Annotated in this window: 10 protein-coding genes and 1 pseudogene; 3 read left to right on the top strand and 8 right to left on the bottom strand. The window is 61.8% G+C overall.

The window, feature by feature from the left end:
- Window positions 1-196 precede the first annotated feature (196 nt).
- The 4 genes from tal to IRZ77_RS23095 form a co-directional block, all read right to left on the bottom strand.
- Complete coding sequence (tal, locus tag IRZ77_RS23110; protein ID WP_196174490.1) at window positions 197-1123, bottom strand: transaldolase; 927 nt, start codon at window positions 1121-1123, stop codon at window positions 197-199.
- A 265-nt stretch (window positions 1124-1388) separates the two neighbouring features.
- Window positions 1389-2399: a tRNA dihydrouridine(20/20a) synthase DusA gene (gene dusA, locus IRZ77_RS23105; protein WP_196174489.1), complete on the bottom strand. Its 1011-nt coding sequence runs from the start codon at window positions 2397-2399 to the stop codon at window positions 1389-1391.
- A gap of 203 nt (window positions 2400-2602) precedes the next feature.
- Window positions 2603-3472: an AraC family transcriptional regulator gene (locus IRZ77_RS23100; RefSeq protein WP_196174488.1), complete on the bottom strand. Its 870-nt coding sequence runs from the start codon at window positions 3470-3472 to the stop codon at window positions 2603-2605.
- Between the two features lie 79 nt (window positions 3473-3551).
- A complete protein-coding gene (locus IRZ77_RS23095; RefSeq protein ID WP_085601664.1) occupies window positions 3552-3983 on the bottom strand; it encodes a GFA family protein in 432 nt (143 codons plus the stop codon).
- A 209-nt stretch (window positions 3984-4192) separates the two neighbouring features.
- Between IRZ77_RS23095 and IRZ77_RS23090 the strand changes: the two genes are divergently transcribed.
- Complete coding sequence (locus IRZ77_RS23090) at window positions 4193-5230, top strand: sterol desaturase family protein (protein WP_196174487.1); 1038 nt, start codon at window positions 4193-4195, stop codon at window positions 5228-5230.
- 33 nt (window positions 5231-5263) lie between these two features.
- On the opposite strand, the pseudogene IRZ77_RS23085 reads toward IRZ77_RS23090, so the two are convergent.
- The 4 genes and pseudogenes from IRZ77_RS23085 to IRZ77_RS23070 form a co-directional block, all read right to left on the bottom strand.
- Window positions 5264-5443 (bottom strand): annotated as a pseudogene (locus IRZ77_RS23085) (chitin deacetylase); the annotation flags it as partial.
- Between the two features lie 30 nt (window positions 5444-5473).
- Window positions 5474-6391 carry an amidohydrolase family protein gene (locus IRZ77_RS23080; RefSeq protein WP_046615874.1) on the bottom strand — a complete coding sequence of 306 codons (918 nt, stop codon included), beginning with the start codon at window positions 6389-6391 and terminating at the stop codon, window positions 5474-5476.
- A gap of 88 nt (window positions 6392-6479) precedes the next feature.
- Window positions 6480-7808: an MFS transporter gene (locus tag IRZ77_RS23075; protein ID WP_108481859.1), complete on the bottom strand. Its 1329-nt coding sequence runs from the start codon at window positions 7806-7808 to the stop codon at window positions 6480-6482.
- A gap of 78 nt (window positions 7809-7886) precedes the next feature.
- Window positions 7887-8864 carry a hydroxyacid dehydrogenase gene (locus tag IRZ77_RS23070; RefSeq protein ID WP_085625610.1) on the bottom strand — a complete coding sequence of 326 codons (978 nt, stop codon included), beginning with the start codon at window positions 8862-8864 and terminating at the stop codon, window positions 7887-7889.
- Window positions 8865-9100: 236 nt separating this feature from the next.
- Here IRZ77_RS23070 and IRZ77_RS23065 point away from each other — a divergent pair, with 236 nt between their 5' ends.
- On the top strand, window positions 9101-9778 hold the full coding sequence (locus tag IRZ77_RS23065) for an RraA family protein (RefSeq protein WP_013971794.1): 678 nt from the start codon (window positions 9101-9103) through the stop codon (window positions 9776-9778).
- Between the two features lie 87 nt (window positions 9779-9865).
- Window positions 9866-11092 (top strand): MFS transporter, encoded by a 1227-nt coding sequence (locus IRZ77_RS23060; RefSeq protein WP_230385100.1) that lies wholly within the window; start codon window positions 9866-9868, stop codon window positions 11090-11092.
- The last annotated feature ends 2 nt before the right edge of the window (window positions 11093-11094 follow it).

Raw genomic sequence — 11094 nt, 5'->3', positions numbered from 1 at the left:
GCACCTCTGGCATTCAGCTTGCCATTCACCGCTCTCACTTCAGATTCTAATCCCCTCTCAAGACACAAGCTGGCTTGCCGGCGATAGGGCCATTGAATTCAACAAACTGCTAAAGCCCGGCACTTGATGGGGGCCAGACGAAAAACGGGCGGAAAATGCTGAACACTTCCCGCCCGTCAGGCAATCTCGAAATGTGTCAGGCCTTTTCAGCCATCAACTTCTCCAGCTTCTCCTGGTCCCGCGCGAACTGGCGAATGCCTTCGGCCAGCTTCTCGGTACCCATGGCATCTTCGTTCATGGCCCAGCGGAACTGGCTTTCGTTCAGTTGTTGCTTGGGCTCGCCGGCATTGCCCGGCTTCAGCACTTGCGGCAGGTCGCCCTGATCATCGCTGAGCTGCTGCAGCAGCTCTGGGCTGATGGTCAGGCGGTCGCAGCCGGCCAGCTGCTCGATCTGGCCGATATTGCGGAAGCTGGCACCCATCACCACAGTGTTGTAGCCGTTGGCCTTGTAGTAGTTGTAGATGCGAGTGACCGACTGCACGCCCGGGTCTTCAGCGCCCACGTAATCCTTGCCGGTGCTCTTCTTGTACCAGTCGTAGATACGGCCAACGAACGGCGAAATCAGGAACACCCCCGCATCGGCGCAAGCCTGGGCCTGGGCGAAGGAGAACAGCAGGGTGAGGTTGGTCTGGATGCCTTCCTTCTCCAGCTTCTCGGCGGCGCGGATGCCTTCCCAGGTGGAGGCCAGCTTGATCAGCACGCGTTCGCGGCCAACACCGGCGGCTTCGTACAGCTCGATCAGCTTGCGCGCCTTGGCCAGCAGGGCGGGTTCGTCGAACGACAGGCGGGCATCCACCTCGGTGGAGATACGCCCCGGGATGACCTTGAGAATGCCCGAACCCACGGCCACCGCGAACTTGTCGCAGGCCAGGTCGACATTACCCTTGGCATCGGCCTTTACCTGCTTGAGCAGCTCGGCGTAACCCGGGATGGCCGCAGCCTTGAGCAGCAGCGACGGGTTGGTGGTGGCATCGACCGGTTTCAGGCGGGTGATGGCGTCCAGGTCCCCGGTGTCGGCGACCACGGTGGTGAACTGCTTGAGTTGTTCCAGCTTGGAGGTCATGGGCGTGCTCTGTCCTGTGCAATGACTCGACATTACCCGAGCCCCGACGGCCACTCAAGGGCCCGCGAAGCGCGGTGCGAAAGGTGAAGCTTCGAGTCGCAGGCGGCCCCGAGGTTCCGCATCTGATTGCAAGGGCCACTGTGGATGCAACCGGCTTACACAAAATCCGGAAGTTTGCCCGCTCCCACAGAATCTGCATATGTCTGAACCCCGGCAGCATGCTGCGGGAGGGCTGGCTTGCCGGCGAGTACGCCCGCCTGCTGAATCACCGCCCTTGCAACAATTCCACCGCCTGGTCGAACACCGCCAACGGCTCCGCCGCCTTGTGTATATCCGCCGACAGCAGCTGGCGGAAGCGCCGCGCGCCTTTGAACCCTTGCGCCAGCCCCAGAATATGCCGGGTAACGTGATGCATCGCGCCACCACTTTCCATGTGCGCGACAATATAAGGCCGCAACTGCGCCAGCGCCTCGCTGCGGCTGACCACCGCTGCCTCGCTGCCGAACAGCTGCTGGTCCACCTCGGCCAGCAGGTAAGGGTTGTGGTACGCCTCACGTCCCAGCATCACGCCATCGAAGGTTGCAAGGTGTGCCTGGCACTCGGCCAGGGTCTTGATCCCGCCGTTGAGCACGATCTCCAGGTCCGGGAAGTCCGCCTTCAACTGCGCTGCCACGTCATAGCGCAGGGGCGGAATCTCACGGTTCTCCTTCGGCGACAGCCCTTCCAGGATCGCGATGCGCGCATGCACGGTAAAACTCCGGCAGCCTGCCTCGCGCACCTGGCCGACGAAGTCGCACAGTTCGGCGTAGCTGTCGCGGCCATTGATGCCGATGCGGTGCTTGACCGTCACTGGGGTCGACACCGCATCGCGCATGGCTTTCACGCAGTCGGCCACCAGCGTCGGGTGGGCCATCAGGCAGGCACCGATCATGTTGTTCTGCACCCGGTCGCTCGGGCAGCCGACGTTGAGGTTGACCTCGTCGTAGCCAGCCCCCTCGGCCAGGCGGGCGCAGGCGGCCAGGTCGGCCGGCACACTGCCGCCCAGTTGCAGGGCCAGCGGGTGCTCGGAGGCGTCGTGGCGCAGGAAACGGTGGGCGTCGTTGTGCAGCAGGGCACCGGTGGTGACCATTTCGGTGTAGAGCAGAGTGTTTTTGGAAAGCAGGCGCAGGAAGAACCGGCAGTGGCGGTCTGTCCAGTCCATCATGGGCGCAACGCTGAAGCGACGGGAAGGCTCAGAGCGCGTGGTTGCTGGGTTAGAGCCTGTGTTTGTGGTCATATCGTTCAACGTGTCTTGTACCAAATTCAGCAGTTTCGAGGGTGTTTGCAGCAAACCGAGAAGCTCGACGTAGCAAAAGTCGGCGGCAGGAGATCGGTGATTGCCAGGGCAGGCGGCTAGTTTACCAAGAGAGCTGGCTATCCGTCTGGACTCGATCCATGCGCAGCCCAGCAGCCTCCTACCCAGATTAGCCACCAGCCGACCTACTTGAGTGGCACGTAGATATCCGTTTGCCAGTGCTCCAGCGGCGTTTCCGGATACACGCTCAAATAGTGAAAGAACAGCGGATGATCCCGCAGTTCCTCATTGCTCGAAGGCAACCAGTCCCGATAAAGCGGATAAATGGTTTCGCCAATGTAGTCAGGTGACCCGGTATGCCGGATCACGGCGCAGCGGCCCGCTGGGATGACGCGTTCGTGCACGCCGAAATCATTGGGCTGCACAGCTTCGTCTATCTCGCCACACACGGCGAAGCGAAAGGCGTGCGCCGGGGTGGTGTCCGGGTTGTCGTAGGGGATGCCGAAGGTTCGGCTGCTGGCCACCGGTGACTGGCCGCTCTGAATGCGCCATTGGCGAAAACGCGCAACGCTTTCACTGACCAGGCCGGGCGCCCCTTGGTGTTCGAGCGCGGCCACATGGGTTTCGGCGAAATCCACGATGCGGATCTGCATGGTGATACTCCTTGAAAGATGAGGAACAACGAAAACCGCACTCCAGGCCTGCCAGTTCGGGGCCTTGGCGAATACGCTCGGCGCCATGCCAAACGCACGCTTGAAAGCCCTGGAAAAGGCTTCGGGGCTTTCGAAGCCGGCGCCGAAAGCTGCTTCCAGTACGGAGATGGCCGGCGAGGCGACCAGTTGATGCGCCGCGCGTCGCAGCCTCATCAGTTGCACATACCGTGATACCGGAATGCCGATGTATGCCGTGAATTGCCGATGAAAGTGAAAGGCCGAGAAATTGGCGATGCGGCTCAGGGCATTTACCGACAGGTCCCCTTCGAGGTGGCTGTCGATATAGGCAAGCACGGCTTCGAACCGTTTTGCGTAGGTTGGGTTGTGCTGTGAGTCAGTCAACGAACGGAATCTCCGGAAGGTGCGGTGCGCGCTAGTATCCGTTGTTCAGACATGGAGGTGCCTAGCCGTGATTGCTCTATCAAGGATTGTCTTGACCGTGCTGTGGATGGCTTGGCGTTGCCAATGTGTGCAGGTGAGGGCAGTACCAGGGGGCAGCAAAATCGACATGAACGTGTTTCTGCTTCTTGGGCAGGAACGGGGTATCAAGTGTGCCCAGTGCTATCGAAACCCAGTCGGCAAAGTCGCCTTGGGAACGTGACCAGAACAAAGTCGAGCCGCACTCGGCGCAGAACTCGCGCACTACCGTCGGCGAAGAGGCAAAGGCTTTGATGCTGCAGGTGCCGCGGAGGATTCGCAGCCTGCTGCGTGGAACGCTGCCATAGGAGGCGAAGGCTGCCCCGTGGCTTTTGCGGCACTGGCTGCAATGGCAATGACTGACTGCCTTGGGAGGGGTCAGTAGCAGGTAACTGACCGCTGCGCACAAGCAGCTTCCTTCGTATGTTTCGATCACTGGCGCTTCCGTGCAGGTGGGAAGCGCCAGCGTAACTGCCCTCGCATGATCAGTCGACTGGGCGCAGCGGGTAGTTCACCCCTCGGACCTTGTCTGCAAGGTGGTACTGCCTGTGTCGGTCGAGGGTACCGGGCGCTTGCATAAAACCGCTTGAGTAAATAAAACTGATTTACAATTGCGCCCCCGTTTTTTGCCGAGGCTGACGTTTCGTGGATGCCCTGCCGCTTTTCTCTGAGCACCTGACCGATTGGGTGATCACGCCCGTTACCGAGCAGTTTCTCGGCATTTTCAATATGAACGGCCGTTTCGGGGTCTTGTTTCTTTGCATCTCCTATGGCGCAGCCTACGGCCTGTTCCGTTTCAGGAAGCGGCGCGGCCTGAGCGACGCCCAGTCGTTCTGGCAATTCATCGGCGGCGCCCGGGTACATCTGCATCCCTCGGCGCTGCTGGACTACCGCTACTACTTCGTGCGGGCCATCCTCAAGATTGCGCTGGTGCTGCCCGTCGTCCAACTGGTCGACCCCTACATCCTGCGCTCCGGCGATTACCTGGCCTTTTTCAACAACCTCTGGGGCGCGCGCCCGCGCCTGGGCGAAAACCTCGCACTGTCCATGCTCTACGGGTTGGGGGTGTTCCTGCTCAAGGACTTCATCCATTACTGGGCGCACCGGGCCTTTCACTCCCGCTGGCTCTGGGCCTTTCACAAGGTCCACCATTCGGCGCCCGTGCTGGTACCGGCGACGGCGAGCCGGGTGCATTTCGTGGAAAAGATCGTCGAGAAACTGAGCACCGGCATTTGCATCGGCCTCTACGCCGGATGCTTCTGGTACCTCTGCGGCGGTGAAGTCAGCCGCTACACCCTGTTCGGCGTGACCTACCTGGTATTCATCTTCAACAGCCTGGCGGCCAACCTGCGGCATAGCCATGTCTGGCTGTCTTTCGGCCCGCAACTGGAACATGTGTTCAACAGCCCGGCCCAGCACCAGATCCATCACAGCGACGCCCCGCGCCATTTCAACCGTAACTTCGGCACCAACCTGTCCATCTGGGACTGGATGTTCGGCACGCTCTATGTCACTACATCAACGCCCGAAAACATCCGCTTCGGCACCAACGAGCAGGACCACCAGCGTTACCTGACGGTCTATAGCCTGATCGTCACGCCCTTTGTCGAAACCGGCCGCAAGGTCCTGGTGAAGTGCCAGCGCAAGGCTGTGCTCGGCGCGTCCGGCAGGGCGGGTCGTTAGCTGATCCCGTGTTTGTTGCGAACGACTGACCGCTCAGGCGGGGAACTGGGCTATCCAGTGCCTGGCAATCTCTTCGCGCCGGCAGACCCACACCCCGTCGTGGCCCTGCACGTAATCGAGAAAGCGCGCCAGCGCCATCGCACGACCAGGATGGCCACTGATCCGCCCATGCAGGCCCACGCTCATCATCTTCGGGCGGTGCGCGCCCTTCCGATGCGGCCGACTTTTCGGTTTGGCAGGTGATCAGAAGTCGTAGAGCTGGGTGGGGTTGTCGCGCAAGATGAGGGCCTGGGTTTGCTCCTTTGGTGCCCAGCGCATCAGCAGGTCAAGGACCTGCGCATCGTCGGGTTTCTGCTCGGCGGCAAGCGTCGGGTGCGGCCAGTCGCTACCCCATAGCATGCGATCAGGGCGATGGCTGACCAGTGCAGTGGCGACTCGGCCGACGTCCTCGAACAGCGGTGCTCCGATTTTCGAGCGAAGATAAGGTGCCGACAGCTTGATCCATGCCCGGTCGGTGTCCAGCAGCCGCACCAGTGCGGCGAAAGCTGGCGACTTCAGCGCTTCTGGCTGTGGTACATGGCCCATGTGGTCGATAACGATCTTGCCTGGCAAGGCCAGCAAGCGCGGGGCAACCTCGGGCAGCAGCGGCCCGGTAGCGACCTGTACGTTCCAGCCCAGTTCGCCGACCCGCGCGGCCAGGCTTTCCAGCCCATCGAGCGCCTGGCTGCCGACGCTCAGGTTGAAGCGGATACCACGCACTCCTGCCTGGTGCAGTTCGGCAAGCTCTGCGTCGGTAATCCCATTGGACACAACCGCCACACCCCGGGCATCGCCTCGGCTGCGCAACAAGCCATCGAGCATCACCCGGTTATCGGTGCCGTAGGTCGATGGCGTGACGATGACCATGCGGCGGATGCCCAGGCGCTGCTGCAGTTTGCGGTAATCCTCCAGCGAGGCATCCGCCGGCAGCAGGGTAGCGCCGGGTGCGGCCGGGATACGGCTGTCGTAGAGGTGCATGTGGCAGTCGATGCTGCCTGCGGGCGGCGTCAGGCGCGGGTGCGCATCGCCCTTGCTGAAGGGCACGTCGGCCATGGCGCCCATGGAGGCGACAGCACCCAGTGCACCGGTGGCCTGCAAGAATTGACGACGAGACAACGTCATGGATATTCCTCGTTTATTGTTGTTGTGAAATGACGATGCCCACGTTTCTGAGGCAGGAAAGTGGGCATCGAAGTACGGCTTTTGCGGCTTATTTCGCGCTGAGGGCGCTGGCTGCCTCAGCTTGCTCGCGCTGGCGCTTGCGGCCGATCACCAGTACCGCGATCCCGGCCACGGTGCACAGCGCGGCCAACGGCATCAGCGCCATGGAGTAGCTGCCGGTGGCATCGTGAATGGCGCCGTAGGCATTGACCATGATGCCTCCGCCAATCAGGTTGGCCATGGCGCCCACGGCTGCCAGCCCCGCAGCAGCAGTCGAGGAAGACAGCCAACCCGACACCAGCGCCCAGAACGGCCCTTTCATCGAGTAGGCGCCCACCAGGACCATGGTCAGCATCATCACCGTTGCCGGCAGGGACGAGGTGAACAAGGTCATCAACAGGCCCGCCGCGATCAGCAGCATGGTCATCGCCGTGTGCCAGCGACGCTCGCCGCTGCGGTCGGAGCTGCGACCCCAGATGATCATCAGCACAGAGGCAACACCGTAAGGGATGGCATTCACCAGGCCGATTTCCATCGAGCTCAGGCCGAATGTCTTCAGCAGTTGCGGGGCCCACACGCTCATGGTGCTGCCTGCAGCTGAAGCGCCCGAGTAGATCAGGGCCAGCACCCAGATGTCTTTGTGGCGCAGCAGCTTCCACAGCGAAATATGGCCGATGGCGGTCTTTTTCGAGGCTTCATCAGCCAGGCGCTTGGTGAGCCAGCCGCGCTGCTCGTCATTCAGCCACTTGGCCTGCTCGGGGCGGTCGGTAAGCACGAACAGGCAGGCGATGCCCAGCAGTACGGCTGGAATGCCTTCGAGAATGAACAGCCAGTGCCAGCCACGCATGCCCATCCAGCCATCCAGGTTCAGCAGCAGGCCCGACAGTGGCGAACCGATGAAGTTGGCGGCAGGGATCGCCACCATGAACAGCGCCACCATGCGCGCGCGGTAGGCAGACGGCAGCCAGTAGGTGAGGTACAGCAGCACGCCCGGGAAGAAACCGGCCTCGGCAGCACCCAGCAGAAAGCGCATCACGTACAGTGAATTGGCACCCTGAACGAACGCCGTGCCTGCCGAGATCAGGCCCCAGGTGATCATGATGCGGGCTATCCAGATGCGTGCCCCGTAGCGTTGCATGGCCAGGTTGCTGGGCACTTCGACCAGGAAGTAGGCAAAGAAGAACAGGCTGCTGGCGAAGCCGAACACCTTGGCCGTGAGCTGCAGGTCCTCGTTCATCTGCAGGGAAGCCATGCCGATGTTGCCGCGATCGATGATCGCGATCAGGTAGCAGACGATCAGAAAGGGCAGCAGTCGCCAGGCGATGCGGCGCATGGTGCTGCGTTCGAGTTCATCCGGCAGCGATGTTGCTGAAATCATGGTGCTCTCCAATTGTTTTTTTTCTGGAGTGACGCGTGTGAACGTGCCCCGCTCACGAGAGGCACGCGAGGGGTGCGATCAGCTGGCGAAGAGGTGGCGGTTGACCACGCAACGCGGATCCAGAGCATTGCCCGCCCATACATCGAGGACCTGCTTCAGCGCTACCAGGCCTACCCGTTCGCGGGCCTCGGTGGTGTTGGCACCGACATGCGGCGTGGCGACCAGTGTCGGCAGGCCCCACAGCGGGCTGTCGGCAGGCGGCGGCTCGGGGCTGAAGGTATCCAGGCCGGCGCCGGCGATGCGGCGTTCGCTGAGCGCTTTTACCAGGGCGTTGGTGTCGATCAGCTCACCACGGGCAGTGTTGATCAGGATGGCGCCAGGGCGCATGCGCTCGAGCTGGGCAGCGCCAATCAGGTTGTGGTTGGTCTCGGTCAGCGGGCAGTGCAGGCTGATGATATCGCTTTCAGCCAGCAGGCGATCGAAATCCTCTTCGCGCTCGACGTGCGGGCGCTCCGGCAGTTGCTTGAGGTAGGGGTCGAACACCTTGACCTTCATGCGCAGTGGCGCCACCAGGTCCATGAGGATGCTGCCGATCGAGCCCAGACCGATAAGCCCCAGGGTTTTGCCCGACAGCTCCATGCCGTTGGCCGAGGATTTGTCCCAATGCCCGTCACGCATGCGCGCATCCAGCAGCGCGGTTTGACGTGCCACGCTGAACATCAACGCGAAGGCCAGCTCGGCCACCGACTGGGCATTGGCGCCCAGGGCGATCGATACCGGGATGCTGCGGTCGGCGGCGGCCTGCAGATCGATGGTGTTGTAGCCCACGCCGTGCTTGGCGATCACTTTCAGGTTGGCTGAAGCGTCGATCATGGCGCGGGTCAGTTTGCCTTGGCGGACCACGATGGCATCGGGCTGTTCAGCGCGAATGATCGCTTCCAGTTCTTCGGCGGGCAGGTAGGGCGTAGTGGGGACGATTCTGACGCCCTGTTCGGCGGCAAGGTTCATGGCCTCGGCAGCAAGCTCAGGGCCGGTCAGCAGAATGGTACGGGACATCGGGGATACCTTGTTCTTGTCTGGGAGCGGTTCGGGCGCAGTCTGCCGCTCATGTGCGGCAATGGGGTAAACCCTATCATAATGAAACGCTGTTGCAAGAAAATTCATGTAGTCGCCGATGCCTGGCAAAAAAAGCCGACAAAAACCAATTGCCACGACTTTAATGAAATGACATTCTAAAAAACAGATTCGGCAGCGGCCGATGACATCGAATAACACCAAGAGAGGTATGTCACATGAGCATTGGCTTCCAAGTGCTTGAGCGCGCACGTAAAGTCGGTGATGAGTGGGTTGCACGTTATCGTGAGGTTCCGGTTGCCAACGTCAGCGATTCGATGAACCGGATGACTGCAGGTGGTGCCCGCCTGCGCCCCATGCATCGCGAAGGTGTGCTGTGTGGCCCGGCCTTGACAGTCAAGGCGCGCCCAGGTGACAACCTCATGCTGCATTACGCGATCGATATCGCTCAGCCGGGCGATGTGATCGTGGTCGATGCCGGTGGCGATCTGACCAACGCCCTGATCGGTGAAATGATGGTGGCTTACGCGGTCAAGCGTGGCTTGGCCGGTATCGTCATCAACGGCGCCATTCGCGATGCAGCCAACATCGGTGCGGGTGACTTCCCGTTGTTCGCTGCTGGCGTTTCGCACCGTGGCCCATACAAGGACGGCCCGGGCGAGATCAACGTGCCGATTGCCATTGATGGTATGGTGATCGAGCCAGGCGACCTGGTGATCGGTGATGACGATGGCCTGCTGTGCGTGCCTTACGACCACGTCGCCGAGGTCTATGCTCGCGCCACCGCCAAGCACACTGCCGAAACCGCACAGATGGAACACATTGCCCAAGGCACCAACGACCGTTCCTGGGTCCTGGAGTCCTTGAAGAAGAAAGGCTGCCTGCTGCCAGGCTGATCCAGCATGCGCTGCGCACCTTGCGATGGGGTGTGCAGCGGCTGTTGGGTCGGTGTCGGTCGCGGGTTCTATTGAGGATTCGCAGACTTGTCCGATTCATCGTCACCGCATCGCAAACGTTGGCCCGCCGCTGTGCGGGCGCTCGCTCATCGCAACTTTCAGATCTATTTCGCCGGCCAGGGTGTTTCCACTCTGGGCAAGTGGGTTCAGCAGGTTGCATTGGCCTGGCTGGCCTATCATCTGACCGGTTCTGCCGTACTGCTGGGGCTGATCACCTTCCTTTCGCTCGCGCCGCAATTGCTCATCGGCCCGTTGGCAGGAGCGTGGATCGATCGGCATGACAAGCGCCGGTTGCTGATCATCGTGCAGCTTATCCTGATCGCGCAGTCGCTCGTGCTGGCGCTTGCAACCTGGCGCAACTGGATCGATGGTCCGTTCATTGCTGCCATGGCATTGCTGCTTGGCTTGCTCAATGCCTTGGAAACCCCTCTGCGCCAAGCGCTGATCGGCAGTTTTGTCGACGACCCGGCCGACCTGCCGAACGCGCTGGTGCTCAATGCCATGTTGATCAATGCCGCACGGTTCGTCGGCCCGCCATTGGCCGGTGGGCTCATTGCCCTGGCCGGCGAGGCGGCCTGCTTCGCCCTTACTGCCGTGGCTTTCATGGCCTTGCTGGGTGGCTTGCTGAAAGTGCGCGGTACTGCCGGCCCAAAGGCCAGTGGCTCAACCGCGCAAGTGTTTCGCGAAGGGTTGTTGTATCTGTGGCAAACGCGCAACGTTCGCCAGTTGCTGGTCAACGTGATCATGGTCAACTTGTTGGCATCCTGCTACGCGGCACTGCTGCCGATCCTGGCCAGGGCCGTGTTCGCTGGCGATGCGCGAGTGCTTGGATGGTTGTGGGGGGCGGCAGGCGCGGGCGCGTTCGTGGCCACGCTGGTGCTGGCGGTTGGCGGTGCATTGCCTCGCCTGCGCCAGTTCACCGATGCTGGAGCGCTGCTATGCGCGGTTGCGCTGATCGGTTTGTGGATGGCGGGTGCGCTGCCACTGGCGCTGCTGGCGCTGGGTGTTCTGGGTTTCGGCATCACCCTGAGCAATGTCAGTACCAACATGCAGCTGCAAAGTGGCGCACCCAGCCATTTGCGTGGCCGGGTGATCGCTTTCTATATTGCCATGCGCTTCGGCTTCGAAGCTTTGGGCGGCATGGCGGCGGGGCTGATCGCGGCCCGCTGGGGAGCGCCGGCGACCTTGGGGGTCGCCGGAGGGTGCCTGGTGATCGGGCTGTTGGGTCAATACGGCATGCGTCGTCGCAGCTGAGC

This window comes from Pseudomonas pudica, from assembly GCF_015680405.1.
GTDB lineage: Bacteria > Pseudomonadota > Gammaproteobacteria > Pseudomonadales > Pseudomonadaceae > Aquipseudomonas > Aquipseudomonas pudica.
This window is presented reverse-complemented; position numbering and strand designations above follow the sequence as displayed.